Raw genomic sequence first — 18,538 nt, 5'->3', positions numbered from 1 at the left:
ACGAACGGCAGGGGCTCAGGCTCCTGCCCGTTCCATGCCAAGCCGGGCGATGCGGCGCAGTTCGTCGATCGGGGTGAGCCCGCCGCTGCGCTCATAATGCCAGAAGGTCCAGCCGTTGCAGGCGTCCAGGCCCTGCACCTCGGCGCCGATCTTATGGATCGAGCCGGCGCTGTCGCCGATCGCCACCGTACCGTCGGCACGGACCTTGGCCGCCCAACGCTTCTTGGCGTCGTAGAGCGTCGCGCCCGGCGCCACCAGCCCGGTATCGATCAGGCTGACGAAGGCAACGCGCGGCTCGGCGCGCTTGCCGGTCAGCACGGTGAGATCGGCGCCGTCGAGCGGCCGCACCGCGTCGATGCGCTCGTTGGCGGCGTCGATATAGGCCTGCTCGCGCTCGATGCCGACGAAGTGGCGGCCGAGACGCTTGGCCACGGCCCCGGTGGTGCCGGAGCCGAAGAAGGGATCGAGCACGACGTCGCCGGGCTTGGTCGAGGCCATCATGATGCGGGCTAGCAGCGCTTCCGGCTTTTGCGTCGGGTGCAGCTTGTCGCCATTGTCGTTCTTCAGCCGCTCGGCGCCGGTGCAGATCGGGAACAGCCAGTCGGAGCGCATCTGGATGTCGTCGTTCGACGCCTTCAACGCTTCGTAATTGAAGGTGTAGCCCTTGCCCTTCTGGTCGCGCGAGGCCCAGATCATCGTCTCATGGGCGTTCTGGAAGCGGCGGCCGCGAAAATTCGGCATCGGATTGGTCTTGCGCCAGACCACGTCGTTGAGGATCCAGAACCCCAGATCCTGCATCTTGGCGCCGACCCGGAAGATATTGTGATAGGAGCCGATGACCCAGATAGTGCCGTTGGGCTTCAGCACGCGCCGCGCCGCCAGCAGCCAAGCGCGGGTGAAGGCGTCGTAGGTCTCAAAGCTCTCGAACCGGTCCCAATCGTCGTCGACCGCGTCGACCTTGGACTGGTCGGGGCGATGCAGATCACCGTCGAGCTGCAGGTTATAGGGCGGATCGGCGAAGATGACGTCGATGGATTTTTCGGGCAGCCGGTCGAGCGCCGCGACGCAGTCGCCCTTGAGGATCGTGTCCAGCCATTCGGATCGCTGGGGAGCGTGGGAAAGCTCGTCGAGAAGACGCACGGCAGACATTCTGACACCCAAGGCACGCGTTACTGTTTTTACTGACTGTTATGGTTACCGATCAGCGTAAATATTCGGTGAAGAGCTGAGGATGGCCGCCGGGTTTGCGAAGACCGGGCCGTTGGTGTATGCCGCGCCGCCTGAGCCCGTGGAGGCTCGCTCATCCTCCCATGTCCCGGATTGCTATGCCCCAGCCAGACCTTGTCATCTTCGATTGCGACGGCGTGCTCGTCGATTCCGAAATCATCGCCGCACGGGTCGAGGCGGAATTGCTGACCTTGGCCGGATATGAAATATCGGCCGAGGAACTCGCCGAGACCTACGCCGGACTGACCTTCAAGGACATCATGATGCGGGTCGAGGAGAAGTCCACTATCCCCTTCCAGGTGTCGCTGATCGACCGCGCCGAAGAGCTGGTCGACCGCAAATTGCGCAGCGACGTGCGCGCCATCGAGGGCGTGCGAGAGGCGGTCGCCGCAGTCACGGCGCCGTGCTGCATCTGCTCGAATTCACGCTCCGAACGGATCGAATTCATGCTGGAGAAGGTGCATCTGCTGCCGTTCTTCAAGGGGCGCATCTTTTCCGCGAAGGAAACACCGACCGGGAAGACCAAGCCTGCGCCCGACGTGTTCCTGGTCGCGGCGGAGAAGCTCAACGCCGACCCGGCGAACACTTTCGTCATCGAGGATTCCGTGCACGGCGTCCACGGCGCCAGGGCGGCCGGAATGCGCGTGATCGGCTTCACCGGCGCCGGCCACAGCTATCCCGGCCACGCCGATGCGTTGACGGAGGCCGGTGCCGAGACGGTGATCCGCCGCTGGGCGGAACTGAAAAGCGTGATCGCGGCCTTGTCGGAGTGGTCGGCGGATGCCTGAGACGCCCGCTACGCGGCGCACGTCTCAGGCAATGCCGAGACTCAGTTCGTCGCCGCGGCTTTCTTCCTGTGGGTATTCTTCTTCGGCTTGTCCGCCTTCGGCGCGGTCTCGTCATAGCCGGCATAGGCCTGGTAGTCCTGCGCCGTCGGCTCGGGCACGACGACGCTGGAATCGGTGAAGACAAACTGGGTGGCGACGGAAGGATCGGTGACCTGGACCTGGTGCTGGTGAAGCTGCGAGTAAAGCACCTCGGTGCCGTGCATCACGGCGGTGCGGATCGGCATGGTGATGGTGCCGGGCGAGAACATCGGTCCAGGCACGATCTTGCCGGCGACCGCGATCTTCATCGTCAGTTGCCCGTTGGCGCGGCTGCAATCGCGGGTGACGTCGGAAATCGACGCCTGGTAGATGATCTTGGCCGAATCGTCCGGCGGAGCGGCGGCCGCATCGGCCGCGGCCTGGACGTCCTGCGTGACATCGGCCTTTTTCTTCGGCTTCGGAGCGGCGGTCTTGGCGTAGGTGTTGAAGAATGCCGTGCCGTCGCGCACCGCCACCTTCGGGCAATAGGCCTGCAACTGGCTGGCCAGCACCTTGGGATCCTGCGGCGGCGGAGGCGCAGTCGGATCCTTTTTGCCGAAGCCGAGGTTCAGGATGCCATTGTCGCCCGATTGGCAGCCGGCGGCGGCAAGCATAAAGCCGGTGAGCGCAAGACCCGCCAAAAAGCGACCGCTGAATGTATGAAACGCCATGAAACTGCACTTCCCTCTCGCAAAGCTGGTGACGTATATCAACCGCGCGGCAAAAATGCGACTGAGCGAGCGCAGAAATTAACCACCTTGTGGTGAACGGAAAAGCCAAGCAGTAATGGATCTATGACGATGCAATATGTGAGCACCCGCGGGGAAGCGCCCGCGCTTGGTTTTTCCGACGCCGTTCTGGCGGGCCTGGCGCGCGACGGCGGCCTCTACGTGCCGCGCGAGTGGCCGCAATTTTCCGTTTCCGAGATCCGCGCCATGCGCGGCCTTGCCTATCCCGATCTTGCGATCCGCGTGCTGACGCCGTTTCTCGGCGGCGAAATCGCGGCCCCGGTCTTCGAACGCTTGGTACGCGAGGCCTATGCCACCTTCCGCCACGAGGCCGTCTGCCCGCTGGTGCAAACCGGCCCCAATACTTTTATCCTCGAACTCTTCCATGGACCCACGCTGGCGTTCAAGGACGTGGCGATGCAGTTGCTGGCCAGGCTGATGGACCATGTGCTCGCCGAACGCGACCAGCACGCCACCATTGTCGGCGCCACGTCGGGCGATACCGGCGGCGCGGCCATCGATGCCTTCGCCGGGCGCAGCCGCACCGACATCTTCATCCTTTTCCCGCATGGCCGCGTCTCGCCGGTGCAGCAGCGGCAGATGACGACGTCGAGCGCGCAAAACGTCCACGCGCTGGCGGTCGAAGGCAATTTCGACGACTGCCAGGGCCTGCTCAAGGACATGTTCAACGACCACGGTTTCCGCGACCGGGTGGCGCTGTCGGGGGTCAATTCGATCAACTGGGCCCGCATCATGGCCCAGATCGTCTACTATTTCTCCTCGGCGCTGTCGCTCGGCGCGCCGGACAGGCCGGTATCCTTCACGGTGCCGACCGGCAATTTCGGCGATATCTTCGCCGGCTACGCCGCCAAGAAGATGGGCCTGCCCATCGAGCGGCTGGTGATCGCCACCAACGACAACGATATCCTGGCGCGCACCTTCGCGACCGGCGAATACCGCACCAAGGGCGTCTTTGCGACCACTTCGCCATCGATGGACATCCAGGTGTCGTCCAATTTCGAGCGCCTGCTGTTCGAGGCCTCCAACCGCGACGCGGCGACGGTGCGTCGCTACATGGCGGGCCTGAAGCAGTCCGGCGCCTTCACCATCGAAGCCGCCGAAATCGCTGCAATGCGGACCGAATTCGACGCCGGCCGCGCTGATATGGACGAGGTCGCCTCCACCATCCGCTCGACGCTCGCCGCCAGCAACTACCTGCTTGATCCGCATACGGCGGCGGCCGTGCATGTGGCGGCTGGCAAGGCCGCGAATGCCGTGCCGATGGTGGTGCTGGGCACCGCCCATCCGGCAAAATTTCCTGCCGCCGTGGAGGCCGCCAGCGGCGTCTCGCCCGCACTGCCCGCATGGCTAGGTGGGTTGATGACGGCTGATGAAAAATACACGGTACTTCCATCCGACCTCAAAATGGTGGAAGATTACGTCAGCCGCCACGCGCGAGCGGCGCGTTAGGGAGTACGAGCCATATGGGTGTTGAGGTAAGCCGTCTGTCGAACGGCCTGACAGTCGCGACCGAAACCCTTCCAAGCATCGAATCGGTTGCCCTGGGTGCCTGGGTCAAGTCCGGCGCCCGCAACGAACGTGACGAAGAGCATGGCATGGCCCATCTGCTCGAGCACATGGCGTTCAAGGGCACGAAACGGCGAACCGCCTTCGAAATCGCCTCGGAAATCGAGGATGTAGGGGGCGAGATCAACGCCGCCACCAGCGTCGAGACCACCTCCTATTATGCAAGGGTGCTGTCCGACGACGTGCCGCTGGCCGTCGACATCCTTGCCGACATATTGCAGGAGTCCGAATTCGACCCGCAGGAGCTCGAACGCGAGCAGCACGTCATTCTGCAGGAGATCGGCGCCGCGCACGATACGCCCGACGACATCGTCTTCGACCGGTTCACCGAGACGGCGTTTCGCCACCAGACGATCGGCCGCTCCATCCTGGGCACGCCGGAAACCGTCAAATCCTTCACCTCCAAGCAGTTGCACGATTTCATCGGACGCCAGTATGGCGCCGAGCGGATGGTGATCGTGGCTGCCGGCGACATCAAGCATGACAAGTTCGTGCGCGAGGTCGAAAAGCAGCTCGGCGGCTTCCGTGCCAAGGCCGACAGCACCATCCCGCAATACGCGCAATATGTCGGTGGCGATTTCCGCGAGGATCGCGACCTGATGGACGCGCAGATCGTGCTCGGTTTCGAAGGCCGCGCCTACCATGTGCGCGACTTCTACGCCTCGCAGGTGCTGTCGATGATCCTCGGCGGCGGCATGTCGTCGCGCCTTTTCCAGGAAGTCCGCGAGAAGCGCGGCCTTTGCTATTCCGTCTATGCTTTCCACTGGGGCTTCTCCGATACCGGCATTTTCGGCGTCCACGCCGCAACCGGGCAGAGCGACATCGCCAAGCTGGTGCCCGTCATCATCGACGAGTTGCAGAAGGTGGGGGAAAACATCCTCCAGGAAGAGCTCGACCGCGCTCGCGCCCAATATCGCGCCGGACTGATCATGTCGGCCGAAAGCCCGGCCAGCCGCGCTTCGCAGATTGCCCGGCAATTGCTGCTCTTCGGCCGGCCGATCGCCAAGGAGGAACTGATGGAGCGTCTGGCGGCGCTGACGGTCGAGCGACTGACCGACCTGTCGTCGCGGCTGTTCTCGACCAAGCCGACGCTTACCGCTGTCGGGCCCGTGGGTACTCTGGCGCCATACGAAGCGGTCCTTGATTCGCTTGCGGGCACGCAGACCGCGGCCCGCAAGCTCGCCGTCTAAGCCCCAAAGCGTCGTGTTCGCGCTCCCTTTCTTTCGCCGTGACCTGCCGGCGCTGAAAGGCGAGCGCGTGACATTGCGGGTGCCGCTGACCAACGACTATCGCGAATGGTCGGCGCTGCGCGGCGAGAGCCGCGCCTTCCTCGAACCGTGGGAGCCACGCTGGACTCCCGACGAACTCGACCGCACGGCATGGCGGCTGCGCATCAGCCGCTACCGCGAGGACTATGCGCAGGGAACCGCGATCGCCTTCTTCATCTTCGAGAAGAGCAGCGGCAGGCTGGCGGGCGGCATTACGCTCGGCAACATACGCCACGGCGTCTCGCAGAGCGGCCATGTCGGCTACTGGATCGGCGAACGTTTCGGCGGCCGCGGCCTGATGACCGACGCCGTCAAGGTCGTGACCCGCTTCGCCTTCGATACGCTGAGATTGCACCGGATCGAAGCGGCCTGTATCCCCGACAACATCAGGTCGATCCGCGTGCTTGAAAAAGCCGGATTCCGGCGCGAAGGACTTCTTCGATCCTACCTCAGGATCAACGGCATTTGGCAGGACCACTACCTCTACGCCCGGATCGCGGACGATCCGCCAAGCGCGGAAACGAAGGACTGATTTTGACGAATTTCCTGCGAAACGGGCCGTTGTTCGCTTTTGTCCTCGCGACAATCCTGATGCTGTGCGCGGCTTCGTCCGCCTTTGCCGTCGAGCCGATCAAGATCGCCCGCGACGACATCGCCCTCGACCTTTCGGGCGCCGTCGAGATCTACCGCAACCAGGGTGAGAATTTCCAGGTGTCGACCGCGCCCGGGCCGGACGGCATCGTGCGGCGCATCGAGGTCGAGGCCAACGATGCCCGCTCGACCGGCGACTGGGCGGTGTTCGCGCTCGCCAACACCACCGACCAGCAGCTCGACAGGCTGATCGTGGCGCCGCATTTCCGGCTGGTGAATTCGGGCATCTTCTGGCCTGATCTCGGCTCGACGCGCATCGCCGCCATCACGCCCAGCGAAGGCTTCGCGCTCGATCGCCAGACAAGTCCCGACGCCGACGTGTTCCGGGTGACGCTGAACCCCGGCACGGTGATCACCTTCATCGCCGAACTCGCCTCGCCGAAGCTGCCGCAGGTCTATTTGTGGGATCCCGAATCCTACAAGGATTCGGTCAATTCCTACACGCTGTTTCGCGGCATCGTCATCGGCATCGCCGGCCTGCTGGCGCTGTTCCTGACCATCCTGTTCGTGGTCAAGGGAACGTCGATGTTCCCGGCGACCGCGGCGCTTGCGTGGGCGGTGCTTGCCTATATCTGCGTCGATTTCGGCTTCCTCAACAAGATCATCGAGATCTCGCCCGGCAACGAGCAGATGTGGCGGGCGGGAACGGAGGTGGCGCTCGCGGCGACCTTCGTGGTGTTCCTGTTCGCCTATCTCAACCTCAACCGATGGCACGGCCATTTCAGCTATGGCGCGCTGGTCTGGATCCTCGGGCTCTTGCTGATCGCCGGTGTGGCGATCGTCGATCCGGCGGTCGCCGCCGGCATCGCCAGGCTGTCCTTCGCCGCCACGGCTCTCACCGGGCTCGGCTTGATCGTCTTCCTCGGCATACGCGGCTACGACCGCGCCATCATGCTTGTGCCCAGTTGGGTGATGGTGCTGTTGTGGCTATGCGGATCGTGGATGGCGATCACCGGCATGCTGGACAACGACATCGCCCAGCCGGCGTTGGGCGGCGGGCTGATCCTGATCATCCTGTTGATCGGCTTCACCGTCATGCAGCACGCTTTTGCCGGCGGCGCGCTGCACCAGGGGCTGTTCTCCGATCTGGAACGACAGGCGCTGGCCGTCGCCGGATCCGGCGACACGGTGTGGGACTGGGACGTGCTGCGCGACCGCGTCGTCACCAAGCCCGATGTCAGCCTGCAGCTCGGGCTTGCGCCCAACAGCCTCGGCGGTGCGGCGCGCAACTGGCTGCCGGTGCTGCATGCCGACGACCGCGACACTTTCCGCACCACGCTCGACGTGGTGCTGGAACACCGGCGCGGGCGGGTGTCGCAGAATTTCCGGCTGCGCGGCGCCGACGGGCATTATCACTGGTTCGCCTTGCGGGCTCGGCCGGTGATCGGATCGGACGGCGAGGTCATACGCTGCGTCGGCACCATGGTCGACGTCACCGAGCAGAAGAAGTCCGAGGAAAGACTGCTGCACGATGCCGTGCACGACAATTTGACCGGGCTGCCGAACCGCGAATTGTTCATGAACCGGCTCGAGGCGATCATCTCGATCGCGCGAACCGAAGAGAAGGTGCGCCCGACCGTCTTCGTCATCGACATCGACCGCTTCAAGCAGGTCAATGACGGGCTCGGCATCTCGGCCGGCGACACCATCCTGCTCACCATAGCGCGACGCCTGCACCGGCTCCTGAAGCCGAAGGATTCGCTGTCGCGTTTTGCCGGCGACCAGTTCGCCCTGATGCTGCTTTCCGAGCAGGACCCCGCCCGCATCGCCGGGGTGGCGGATGCAATCAAGCATGCGATCAACAACCCGATCACCTTTGCCAAGCGCGAGATCGTGCTGACCGCCTCGATCGGCCTGATCACCTGGACATCGGCGCAGACCTCGGCCGAGGACATGGTCAAGGACGCCGAGCTTGCCATGCATCAGGCCAAGCGCTTCGGCGGGGACAGGATCGAACCGTTCCGCCCGGCGTTCCGCACCGTCGGAACCGACCGGCTGCAGTTCGAATCCGACCTGCGGCGCGCCATCGAACGGCGTGAATTCACACTTGCCTACCAGCCGATCGTGCGGTTGGAGGACGGCAGCGTCGCCGGCTTCGAGGCTTTGCTGCGCTGGGACCATCCGCGCCGCGGCATGATCCCGCCGGCGGATTTCATCCCGGTCGCCGAGAGCTGCGGGCTGATCGTGCAGCTTGGGTTGTTCGCCATGCAGCAGGCGGCCGAGGATCTTGCCGGATGGCAAAAGCAGATCGGCGACGCGCCGCTGTCGGTCTCGGTCAATTTGTCGAGCCGCCAGCTGATCCGCCGCGACCTCGTCAGCGACGTCCGCTCCGTCATCGCAAGGGCCAATCTGAAGCCGCGCTGCTTCCGGCTGGAACTCACGGAATCGCTGGTGATGGACAATCCCGAGCAGACCGCGCACGTACTGACCAAGCTCAAACAGCTCGGCATCGGCCTGTCGCTGGACGATTTCGGCACCGGCTATTCCTCGCTCGCCTATCTGACGCGGTTCCCTTTCGACACCATCAAGATCGACAAGAGCTTCGTCGACGACAACACGCCCAAACGCGCGGTGCTGCTCAAATCCATGGTCAACATGGCGCATGAGCTCGGCCTGTCGGTGGTGGCCGAGGGCATCTCGGATGAACGCGATGCGCTGGAGCTGCGCCAGATGGGCTGCGAATATGTGCAGAGCTTCATGTTCGGCGCGCCGATGCCGGGCGACCAGGTGCTGAAGACGCTGAAGGAGCAGTATCCGCTGACGCAGGCTTAGTTAGAGGCCTCGTAGCCGAACTCCTGCCTTGGTTACCGTCACCTCGTCATCCTGGGGCGGAGCAAGGAGCGCAGCGACGCGGCGCAGACCCCTAGGATGACGAGCCTAGGGCGGCTTTCGGCCATTCCGAATGCTTGCGATTCACGCGTGACCGGCGGCGAGGCTGAGATGCGCGAGATTGATGCCGATCGAGGCGAGAATCCGGTCGTATTTGCGCTCGATGTCGGTGTCGAACAGAAGCTCGGCACTGGCCGGGCAGGTCAGCCAGCCATTCTCGGCGATCTCGGTCTCCAGCTGGCCGGCGCCCCAGCCCGAGTAGCCCAGCGCCATCAGCGCATGGCGGGGGCCGCGGCCCGTCGATATGGCGCGCAATATGTCCACCGTCGCGGTCAGGCAGATGTCGTCGGAAACGGTCAGCGAGGATTCCACACGATAGTCGCCCGAATGCAGGACGAAACCCCGGCTGCGGTCGACGGGCCCGCCATTGCGCACGACGAAATCGCGCGCCTGTGCCGGCAGGCGGATCGCCTCCTGCTCCTTCATGATGCCGAGCTGTACCAACAAGTCCGGAAACAGCATCTGCTGTGTCTGGTTGATGATCAGGCCCATCGCGCCTTCATCGCTGTGGGCGCAGATGTAGATGACCGAGCGCGTGAAGCGGTCGTCCTTCATGCCAGGCATGGCAATCAGAAACTGGTCGTCGAGAAAACCGCGGCGGGCTTCCGTCTTCTTATGGCGCAACAAATCCATGCCGAGAGCGTAACGCGTTTCCCAGGCGTCGAAAAGGTGCACCATACCGGAATCGATCAAAGCCCATATTACCGGGCTGGATGACTTGCGCGCGAAGGTCACGCAAATATGATATCGACAAGCCGGTGAAATCATTGCGCGGCCACGAACGGACGATCAAATCAAGACCATGCGAAGCTTGAAAATCCTGTTGCTCGGTGCCGCTATCGGATCGGCGACTGTCCCCCCCGCCTCCGCCTCCTCGTCCGGCTGGTACAACAGCGAAGGCGGCAAGGTGCGGCTGGTAACCAGCGGCAAGCCGGACGATGCCGGCCGTATCCAGGGCGTTCTCGACATAGCGCTGAAGCCCGGCTGGAAAACCTACTGGCGCGACCCCGGCGATGCCGGCGTGCCGCCGCAGCTCGACATTTCGGCCAGCACGAACATCGCCGACGCCCGGCTGTCCTTCCCGGCGCCGCGGCGCCATGACGACGGCTACGGCAAATGGGCGGGCTACGATTATCCGGTCTCGCTGCCGGTGGTTTTCACGCTGTCGGCGACCAAGGACCCGGCGGTCATCGATGCCGATATTTTTCTTGGTATTTGCGAAACGATCTGCATACCGGTGCAGACGCGGCTGAGCGTCGACCCCGGCTCCGACCCGGATAATGCCGATGACGCGGCACTGGTGAAGGCAAGTTTCGCGGCGTTGCCGGCGCCGGCAAGATCCGATTTCGGCATTAATGTGCTGCCGGGCGATCATGAGACACTGGTTGTCGAGGCGAGCTTTCCCGGCGATCCGGCGGCAGCGGATTTCTTCGTCGCCGCCGAGCGGGATTACATGTTCGGCGCCCCTTCCCGCAGCGAAAAGGACGGCAAGCTGATCTTCACGGTGCCGATCCTCGATCGTCCTTCGACGAAACCCACGGATGGCGGACTTCATTATACGCTGACGAGTTCGGCGGGCGCGGTCGAAGGACTTCTGCCTTTCCCTTGATCCAGCTGGCCCGGACGGTTGCGGGAAGTCGCCGAGTTCGCTAGGCAAGGACACGTCCTTCCCCATCCCAAGCGAGGAACTCATGACCATTTCTGTTGGCGACAAGCTGCCTGACGCGACCTTCAAGACGATGACCGCCGATGGCGCGAAGGCGATCACGACGGCCGAGATATTCCCGGGAAAGAAGGTGGTTCTATTCGGCGTTCCCGGCGCCTTCACGCCGACTTGCAGCAACAACCACCTGCCCGGCTATCTCGAGAACCATGACGCCATCCTGGCGCGCGGCGTCGATACCATCGCCGTCGTTTCGGTCAACGACGTCCACGTCATGGGCGCATGGGCGCACTTTACCGGCGGTGAAGGCAAGATCCTCTATCTCGCCGACGGCAATGGCGATTTCGCCAAGGCGGTCGGCCTCGACAACGACCTTTCCGCAGGCGGCATGGGGCTGCGCTCCAAGCGTTTTTCGATGATCGTCGACGATGGCAAGGTCACAGCGCTCAATGTCGAGACCAAGCCCGGTGTCGACGAGTCGGGCGCGGCTCATATTCTCGGCCAGCTCTGAACGTCCGAGATTGCGTCGGGCCTTGGGACCTGCAAACGGTCCCGACGTCGCACCTGCACTCCAGAACCGCCGGTTTTCAAGGAACTTCAACGATGTCTGACATCATCTGGCGCAGCATCGCGATCGGCATCGGCGCCACCGTGCTGATGGATCTCTGGGCCGCCCTCCTCTACAAAGTGTTCGGCCAGCAACGCCCGAACTGGGCGCCGGTCGGACGTTGGGTCTGGCATCTTCGCGACAAGGTCTTCCACGACGATATCGGCGATGCGGCGCCCTACGCGCATGAATCGGCGCTGGGCTGGGCCTTTCATTATTTCGTCGGCATCGTCTACGGCATCATCCTGGTCGTGGTGGCCGGAGCGAGCTGGCTGACTGTGCCGACATTCCTGCCCGCCTTCATCCTCGGCATCGTCACCGTCGGCGCTGGCTGGTTCCTGCTGGCGCCCGGCATGGGTGCCGGCTGGGCCGCCTCGAAGCGGCCCAATCCGACGAAGATCCGTGCGCTCAACCTGGTGTCGCACACGGTGTTCGCGCTCGGGCTCTACGGCACGGCGCTGCTGATCCGCTAGTCAAGTCAACTGTTACGGCGCGGCACCGGCACGATGGTCCCGCACCCCGATTCAATAGCTCTGGGTGGAGCGCCGCACCTTTGCCACCGCCGGTTGCTTGGTCTGCGTGACCGCCTGCGGTGGCGCAGCAACAAGTTTGGCCGGGCCTTTCTTGAACGGCGCCATGCCTTCACGCGCGAGCTCGTCGGCGCGTTCGTTTTCGATATGGCCGGCATGGCCCTTGACCCAGATCCAGGTGACCTTGTGACGCCGGTTGGCTTCATCCAGCGCCTGCCAGAGTTCGCCGTTCTTGACCGGCTTCTTGTCGGCGGTCTTCCAGCCGTTCTTCTTCCAGCCATGGATCCATTTGGAAATGCCATCCATGACATATTTGCTGTCGGTGTGCAGAGCGACGGTGCAAGGCTCCTTCAGGGCGTTCAGCGCCGAGATGGCGGCAAGCAGTTCCATGCGGTTGTTGGTCGTCTCGGCCTCGCCACCGGACAGTTCCCTGGTGGCGCCGTTGAAGCGCAGGATAGCGCCCCAGCCGCCAGGGCCTGGATTGCCCGAACAGGCGCCGTCGGTGAATATCTCAACGTTTTTGCTCATGCCAATCCATATTCCGAAGCAGACCTGATTGCCCGATGAAACCGCATCCTGCGGATATATTCGGTCGGATCGCGTTTCATCACCAGCCCGCCATCGGGAACTGTCAGCCAGTCATACAGCCGGGTCAGCATGAAACGCAGCGCCGATCCGCGCGCCAGCATCGGCAGTGCTGCCTTTTCCTGATCGCTCAGGGGCCGCACGCTCTGATAGCCGGCAAGCAATGCCTTGCCCTTGGTGAGATTGAAGGAAAAATCCTTCTCGAAGCACCAGGCGTTCAGGCATGTGGCGACGTCGTAGGCGTAAAGGTCGTTGCAGGCGAAATAGAAGTCGATCAGGCCGGAGAGCTTCTCGCCGAGAAAGAAAACATTGTCCGGGAAAAGATCCGCATGGATGATGCCTTCCGGGAGGCCCTTCGGCCAGTTCCGCTCGAAGTCGGTGAAGTCGGTGTCGACTTCGGCCGCGAGGCCCGGCTCGACCTCGTCGGCACGGTCGCGGGCTGCTGCCCAAAGCTTGCGCCAGCCCTCGATGCCCAGTGCATTCGGGCGGGTCATTGGAAAATCGGCTCCGGCCAGATGTAGCGCGGCCAGCGCCTTGCCGACCTCGGCGCAATGGATCGATGCCGGCCGCCGCAGCGAGAGCCCCTCGAGGAAGGTGATGATGACGGCCGGCCGCCCGGCGAGCGTGCCGATGACGCTGCCGTCATGCGCGGTCACCGGCAGCGGGCAGGACACGCCCTTTTTGGCGAGATGACCCATCAGCCCGAGGAAAAACGGCAGGTCGGCCTTCTCGACCCGCTTTTCGTAGAGCGTCAGGATGTAGGAACCGCTGGAGGTGTGCAGCAGGAAGTTCGAGTTCTCGGTGCCCTCGGCTATGCCCTTGTAGGACAGGAGATTGCCGACCGGGTAGTGCTTCAGGAATGCGCCGAGCTCGCCTTCCGCAACGTCGGTATAGACCGCCATGCGCCTTACGCGGCCCCGTTGACGAAGGCCATGTCGGCCGCCGTCAGTTCGACATCGCGCAGTACCCGCATGACGGGAAAATCCTCCGTTTCGGTGGCCGTGATGGCCAGGTCGATCGTGACATCGAAGCGCTGGCGGAACGCATCGATGATCTCGTCGACGATGATCTCCGGCGCCGACGCCCCCGCCGACAGGCCGAGCGTCGAGATGTCGCCGATATCATCCCACGGAATCTCCGCGGCGCGTTGCACGAGAAGCGACATGGTGGCGCCGGCACGCTCCGCCACTTCGACGAGACGCCGCGAATTGGACGAATTGGGCGCGCCGACGATCAGGTAGAGATCGGCGCCCGCGGCGGTGTCCTTGACCGCTTCCTGGCGATTGGTGGTGGCATAGCAGATCGATTCCGCGGCTGGCGCCCGCAGGTCGGGAAAGCGATCCTGCAGCGCCCGGATAATGCCGGCGGTGTCCTCGACCGAAAGCGTGGTCTGGGTGACGAAGCCGAGCGCCTTCGGGTCGGCCGGCGCAAGCTTCGCGGCATCGGCCTCGGTCTCGATCAGCGTTACCGCGCCTTCCGGCAATTGTCCCATGGTGCCGATCACCTCGGGGTGTCCGGCATGGCCGATCAGGAGCACATGGCGGCCGAGCCGCTGGTGGCGCATCGCCTGCTTGTGGACCTTCGAGACCAGCGGACAGGTGGCGTCGAGATAGAACAGGTTGCGCGCCTGGGCATCCGCCGGCACCGATTTCGGCACGCCATGCGCCGAGAAAACGACCGGCGACTGCCGATGTTCGGCGGGGATCTCGGAGAGTTCCTCGATGAAGACGGCGCCAAGACTTTGCAGCCCTTCGACGACATAGCGGTTGTGCACGATCTCGTGGCGAACATAGACCGGCGCGCCATATTTTTTCAGCGCCAGCACGACGATCTGGATGGCACGGTCGACGCCGGCGCAAAAACCGCGCGGCTGGCAGAGCCGGATCGTGAGGGGAGGCTTTGTCGTGGTCTGAAGCATTTAATCCGGGCCGGGTTGAACAGAGCCGAAATGAGGTGCCTACCCCCGTCCTGTCAAGGGCGATGGCTCATTCCGCTTTCGCAGGCTTGCGAAGCCGCAGGACGAGAACAGCGGCGAGTGCCGCTGCGAGCCCATACCAAGTCATCGCATATTGCAGATGGCTGTTCGGCAGGTCGATGATGGTGACACCGCCGATGGGCAAACCGCCCGGGGTAGGCCTCTTGTCGGCGTCGATGAAGATCGGCACCAGCGTCGCGCCCGCCGGCAGGCCGGCGCTCGCCGCCATGGCGTCGCGGTCTTTCCAGTAGAAGATGTTCTTCGGCACGTCATTGTCGGGAAGCATCATCGATGGCTTTGCCGGCAGCGGATTGCGGGCGAGCCCGGTGACCGTCACCTTGCCCGCGACCTGTCCCTTGGCGCGCTTGGCGGCGTCCTTGAGGTCGTAGGGTACGAAACCGCGATTGATCAGGACGAAGCGGCCATCGTCGAGGGCCAGCGGTGTGTAGACGTTGAAGCCCGCGTCACCTTCCCATGTCGCATAGAAATGCCGTTCGCCCGAATGCAGGAACGTGCCGCTGACGGTCACCGGCGTGTAGTCGACGTCACCGGTCGAGGCGAATTCCTTCTCGACTTCGGCCAGCGGCCGCGGCGCCGAGTGGGTGCGCTGATCGATGGTCTGGAGAAGACCTTCCTTCCAGTGCAGACGCTGCATCTGCCAGGTGCCGAGCGCGAGCAGGATCAGCAGCAGAACCAGGCCAAGGCCGAGCAGCAATACCGATCCCGGCCGCGAACGGCCGCCGTCCTTGGCGGACATGTCGGTCATTCGCCGCGGTCCAGCCGGCCCTCGGCAGCCTTGTTGCGGTACTGCAGCGTGAGCAGAACGCCCTTGATCAGCCGGAGCGCCGTCAGGCACAGCACCACGGCTAGCGGGATCCAGACCAGCAGATGCAGCCAGAGCGGCGGGCTCAGCGTCACTTCAACCCAAAGCGCCAGGCCGACGATGATAAAGCCGATGATCAGGATAACGAAGACCGCGGGCCCGTCGCCGGCATCGGCATAGGAGTAATCGAGGCCGCAATTGGTGCAGCGTTTGCCGACGGTGAGGAAGCCCGCAAACAGCCGCCCCTCGCCGCAGCGCGGGCAGCGTCCATGCAAGCCAGCCGAAATCGGGTCGATCGGAGGCCAGATCGCCTTGTCTTCACGCATGGAAGCGTCGTCGCTCATTGCTTACCGCTCAATCTCGATGGATGTCCCATCGACCGCCATTGCCCAGGTTTCGTCCGTGTCGGAGTCCGTAGCCGCAATGCAGCCGTCGGTCCAGTCGACCAATTGAAGCAGAAGAAGGCGGCCACGTCGCCGCGGCCGCCCTCCCCGGATCGATATCAGCCGACTGGTATCAGTGGGCTTCGATGACCGCGCCGACCGATCCCCAGACGTAGATCGATGTGAACAGAAACAGCCAGACCACGTCGACGAAGTGCCAGTACCAGGCAGCCGCCTCGAAGCCGAAATGCTGCTTGGGGGTGAAGTCGCCCTTCATCGCCCGGATCAGGCAGACAGCCAGGAAGATGGTGCCGATGATGACGTGGAAACCGTGGAAGCCGGTCGCCATGAAGAAAGTGGCGCCGTAGATGGAATCCTTGAAGGCGAACGGAGCGTGCATGTACTCGTAGGCCTGGACCATGGTGAACAGCATGCCGAGGCCGACGGTCAGCACCAGGCCGTTGATCAGCCCCTTGCGGTCGCCGTGGATGAGCGAATGGTGCGCCCAGGTGACCGTGGTGCCCGACAGGAGCAGGATGACGGTGTTGTAGAGCGGCAGATGGAAGGGATCGAGAACTTCCATGCCCTTCGGCGGCCAGACGCCGCCGGTAAACGCGGTTCGGGCATATTGCTGCGCCTCGCTCGGAAACAGGCTGGCGTCGAAATAGGCCCAGAACCAGGCAACGAAAAACATCACCTCCGAGGCGATGAACATGATCATGCCGTAGCGCAGGTGGAGCGATACGACGCGCGTGTGATGGCCCTCATGCGCTTCCTTGATCGTGTCGGACCACCAAGCGAACATGGTGTAGAGCACGATTACGAGGCCGATGAAGAACAGCCAGGGATTGGCGATGTTGAAGCCGAAGATCGGAAAGCTGCCGCCCTTCAGGTATTCCATCAGGCAAACGCCGCCGAATGCGGTGACAAGCGCCCCTACCGATCCCAGGAAAGGCCACGGGCTCGGATCGACGAGATGATAGTCGTGATTTTTTGCGTGCGCGTCTGCCATATCAACCCCCGAGATTTCCTTCGGTATCCGAAACTGTCTTGCTATTCACTTTGACCGGCTCCGACGAGGCGACCGGCTTGTTCTTCTCGACCGGGAACATCGTGTAGGACAAGGTAATCGTCTTGACGTCCTTCAGTTCGGGCACGTTCACGATGTCGGGGTCGACATAGAACAGGACCGGCATATCGAGCGTCTCGCCGGGCTTCAGCGTCGTATCGGTGAAGCAGAAGCACTCGACCTTGTTGAAATAGGGACCCGCCAGTTCCGGCTGCACGTTGAAAGTGGCGCGGCCGGTGACGGGGCGATCGAACTTGTTGGTGGCCTGATAATGCGCCTGTACGGTCTCACCGATCTTCATGGTCATCGAGCGCTGGACCGGCTGAAACTCCCAGGGCACGCCGGCAATATTGGCGTCGAAGCGCACCGTGATCTCGCGGTCGAGCACGCGGCCGGCATACTGCTTCTCGACGCGTTGCGTCGTGCCGCCATAGCCTGTCGCCTGGCAGAACATCTTGTAGAGCGGCACCGCCGCATAGGCCATGCCGATCATGCCGCTGAAGAAGGCAAGGCAGACCGCCGCGACGATGCGGTTGCTGTTCCTCCCGGCCGGCTTTTCAGACGTCTCGAGGCTCATCACATCGTGCCCGACAAATTGTGCTCGAACTTCACGATCGTCGCGACATAGAAGATGACGACCAGCACGGCCAGCGCCACGCCGATGGCAACGGAACGGCTGCGCCGGGCCTTCTTCTGACGCTCGGTCAACGTTACCGTCTCGAGCTTTTCCTCGATCATGGTCATACTCCACCCACGGCAAGCGCGCGCTCGAGGACGCTGTCCGCCAGATAGACGGCGAAGATGGCGAAGAGATAGAGCAGCGAATAACCGAACAAGGCCTTTGCCGGCTTCATGACGCGGTCGGTGTCGGCCATGCCGAGCACCTTCCACGCATACCAGACGAAGCCGACCCCAAGCAGCACAGCGGCCACGCCATAGACCGGCGTGGTATAGCCAAGCAGCCATGGCAGCACGCCGACCGGGGCCAGCACCAGCGCGTAGGCGAAGATCTGGCGGCGGGTCGAGGCGTGGCCGGCGATAACAGGCATCATCGGGATGCCGGCGCGTTGGTAGTCCTCGGACTTGAACAGCGCCAACGCCCAGAAATGCGGCGGCGTCCACAGGAAGATGATCAGGAACAGGATCAGGCTTTCGAGGCTGACCGTGCCGGTGACCGCGGCCCAGCCGATGACAGGCGGAATGGCGCCGGCGGCACCGCCGATGACGATGTTCTGCGGCGTCCAGCGCTTCAGCCACATCGTGTAGACCACGGCATAGAAGAAGATGGTGAAGGCCAGCAGCGTCGCCGACAGCCAGTTGACCAGCACGCCAAGCGTCATCACCGACAACACCGAAAGCACCAGGCCGAAGCTCAGCGCCTCGTGCGGCTGGATGCGGCCGGCCGGTACCGGACGGCTGGCTGTCCTGGTCATGACCGCGTCGATATCGGCGTCGTACCACATGTTGAGAGCGCCCGACGCTCCGGCGCCGATGGCGATCGCCAGGATGGCGATCACCGCCAGCAGCGGATTGATGGTGACGGGCGCCGCGACCAGGCCGACAAAGGCGGTGAACACCACCAGCGACATGACGCGCGGCTTCAGCAGAGCGAAGAAATCGCCCGCCGTCGCTTCCGACATGCGGAAGCCCGCTTCGTCAATGCTGGTTTCGTCGACTAGGGCCATGC

Annotated in this window: 20 protein-coding genes; 8 read left to right on the top strand and 12 right to left on the bottom strand. The window is 63.5% G+C overall.

Annotated elements, in window-relative coordinates:
* Positions 1-15 precede the first annotated feature (15 nt).
* On the bottom strand, positions 16-1,149 hold the full coding sequence (locus NKI49_RS11595; protein ID WP_352598678.1) for a site-specific DNA-methyltransferase: 1,134 nt from the start codon (positions 1,147-1,149) through the stop codon (positions 16-18).
* 176 nt (positions 1,150-1,325) lie between these two features.
* Here NKI49_RS11595 and NKI49_RS11590 point away from each other — a divergent pair, with 176 nt between their 5' ends.
* A complete protein-coding gene (locus NKI49_RS11590; protein ID WP_352598679.1) occupies positions 1,326-2,015 on the top strand; it encodes an HAD family hydrolase in 690 nt (229 codons plus the stop codon).
* 41 nt (positions 2,016-2,056) lie between these two features.
* Here NKI49_RS11590 and NKI49_RS11585 read toward each other — a convergent pair whose 3' ends face one another.
* Positions 2,057-2,764 carry a hypothetical protein gene (locus NKI49_RS11585; protein WP_352598680.1) on the bottom strand — a complete coding sequence of 236 codons (708 nt, stop codon included), beginning with the start codon at positions 2,762-2,764 and terminating at the stop codon, positions 2,057-2,059.
* A 129-nt stretch (positions 2,765-2,893) separates the two neighbouring features.
* On the opposite strand from NKI49_RS11585, the gene thrC reads away from it, so the two are divergent.
* From thrC to NKI49_RS11565, 4 genes are read left to right on the top strand one after another with little or no spacing between them, the layout of a single operon-like run.
* Positions 2,894-4,291 carry a threonine synthase gene (gene thrC, locus NKI49_RS11580; RefSeq protein WP_352598682.1) on the top strand — a complete coding sequence of 466 codons (1,398 nt, stop codon included), beginning with the start codon at positions 2,894-2,896 and terminating at the stop codon, positions 4,289-4,291.
* A 14-nt stretch (positions 4,292-4,305) separates the two neighbouring features.
* A complete protein-coding gene (locus tag NKI49_RS11575; RefSeq protein WP_352598683.1) occupies positions 4,306-5,598 on the top strand; it encodes a M16 family metallopeptidase in 1,293 nt (430 codons plus the stop codon).
* Positions 5,599-5,611: 13 nt separating this feature from the next.
* Positions 5,612-6,208: a GNAT family N-acetyltransferase gene (locus NKI49_RS11570; RefSeq protein WP_352598684.1), complete on the top strand. Its 597-nt coding sequence runs from the start codon at positions 5,612-5,614 to the stop codon at positions 6,206-6,208.
* A 2-nt stretch (positions 6,209-6,210) separates the two neighbouring features.
* On the top strand, positions 6,211-9,099 hold the full coding sequence (locus NKI49_RS11565; protein ID WP_352598685.1) for an EAL domain-containing protein: 2,889 nt from the start codon (positions 6,211-6,213) through the stop codon (positions 9,097-9,099).
* Between the two features lie 141 nt (positions 9,100-9,240).
* Here the strand turns inward: NKI49_RS11565 and NKI49_RS11560 are convergent, their stop codons facing one another.
* A complete protein-coding gene (locus tag NKI49_RS11560) occupies positions 9,241-9,849 on the bottom strand; it encodes a YqgE/AlgH family protein (RefSeq protein WP_352598925.1) in 609 nt (202 codons plus the stop codon).
* 169 nt (positions 9,850-10,018) lie between these two features.
* On the opposite strand from NKI49_RS11560, the gene NKI49_RS11555 reads away from it, so the two are divergent.
* The 3 genes from NKI49_RS11555 to NKI49_RS11545 all read left to right on the top strand — a co-directional run bounded on the left by NKI49_RS11555 (position 10,019) and on the right by NKI49_RS11545 (position 11,959).
* Positions 10,019-10,825 (top strand): protein-disulfide reductase DsbD domain-containing protein, encoded by an 807-nt coding sequence (locus tag NKI49_RS11555; protein WP_352598686.1) that lies wholly within the window; start codon positions 10,019-10,021, stop codon positions 10,823-10,825.
* Positions 10,826-10,907: 82 nt separating this feature from the next.
* Positions 10,908-11,390 carry a peroxiredoxin gene (locus NKI49_RS11550; RefSeq protein WP_352598687.1) on the top strand — a complete coding sequence of 161 codons (483 nt, stop codon included), beginning with the start codon at positions 10,908-10,910 and terminating at the stop codon, positions 11,388-11,390.
* 92 nt (positions 11,391-11,482) lie between these two features.
* Positions 11,483-11,959: a DUF2938 domain-containing protein gene (locus tag NKI49_RS11545; protein ID WP_352598688.1), complete on the top strand. Its 477-nt coding sequence runs from the start codon at positions 11,483-11,485 to the stop codon at positions 11,957-11,959.
* 51 nt (positions 11,960-12,010) lie between these two features.
* Here NKI49_RS11545 and rnhA read toward each other — a convergent pair whose 3' ends face one another.
* The 9 genes from rnhA to NKI49_RS11500 all read right to left on the bottom strand — a co-directional run bounded on the left by rnhA (position 12,011) and on the right by NKI49_RS11500 (position 18,536).
* Positions 12,011-12,544 (bottom strand): ribonuclease HI, encoded by a 534-nt coding sequence (rnhA, locus tag NKI49_RS11540; protein ID WP_352598689.1) that lies wholly within the window; start codon positions 12,542-12,544, stop codon positions 12,011-12,013.
* A complete protein-coding gene (locus NKI49_RS11535; protein ID WP_352598691.1) occupies positions 12,541-13,503 on the bottom strand; it encodes a homoserine kinase in 963 nt (320 codons plus the stop codon). Before NKI49_RS11535 ends, rnhA begins: the two co-directional genes overlap by 4 nt.
* Before the next feature lie 5 nt (positions 13,504-13,508).
* On the bottom strand, positions 13,509-14,519 hold the full coding sequence (gene ispH, locus NKI49_RS11530; RefSeq protein ID WP_352598692.1) for a 4-hydroxy-3-methylbut-2-enyl diphosphate reductase: 1,011 nt from the start codon (positions 14,517-14,519) through the stop codon (positions 13,509-13,511).
* A 67-nt stretch (positions 14,520-14,586) separates the two neighbouring features.
* On the bottom strand, positions 14,587-15,342 hold the full coding sequence (locus NKI49_RS11525; RefSeq protein WP_352598693.1) for an SURF1 family protein: 756 nt from the start codon (positions 15,340-15,342) through the stop codon (positions 14,587-14,589).
* Entirely contained in the window at positions 15,339-15,725 is a 387-nt protein-coding gene (locus NKI49_RS11520; RefSeq protein ID WP_352598927.1) for a DUF983 domain-containing protein, read from the bottom strand. Before NKI49_RS11520 ends, NKI49_RS11525 begins: the two co-directional genes overlap by 4 nt.
* A 190-nt stretch (positions 15,726-15,915) precedes the next feature.
* Entirely contained in the window at positions 15,916-16,794 is an 879-nt protein-coding gene (locus NKI49_RS11515; RefSeq protein WP_352598694.1) for a cytochrome c oxidase subunit 3, read from the bottom strand.
* 1 nt (position 16,795) lies between these two features.
* Positions 16,796-17,428 carry a cytochrome c oxidase assembly protein gene (locus tag NKI49_RS11510; RefSeq protein WP_352598695.1) on the bottom strand — a complete coding sequence of 211 codons (633 nt, stop codon included), beginning with the start codon at positions 17,426-17,428 and terminating at the stop codon, positions 16,796-16,798.
* On the bottom strand, positions 17,428-17,595 hold the full coding sequence (locus NKI49_RS11505; protein ID WP_502899466.1) for a cytochrome c oxidase system small membrane protein: 168 nt from the start codon (positions 17,593-17,595) through the stop codon (positions 17,428-17,430). The genes NKI49_RS11510 and NKI49_RS11505 overlap by 1 nt, the downstream gene beginning before the upstream one ends.
* On the bottom strand, positions 17,592-18,536 hold the full coding sequence (locus NKI49_RS11500; RefSeq protein WP_352598696.1) for a heme o synthase: 945 nt from the start codon (positions 18,534-18,536) through the stop codon (positions 17,592-17,594). Before NKI49_RS11500 ends, NKI49_RS11505 begins: the two co-directional genes overlap by 4 nt.
* Between the last annotated feature and the right edge of the window lie 2 nt (positions 18,537-18,538).

Origin of the sequence: Mesorhizobium sp. M0587 (assembly GCF_040320945.1) — a bacterium.
GTDB lineage: Bacteria > Pseudomonadota > Alphaproteobacteria > Rhizobiales > Rhizobiaceae > Mesorhizobium.
Note: the sequence above shows the minus strand (reverse complement) of the source record. Positions and strands in the feature narration are given on the sequence as shown.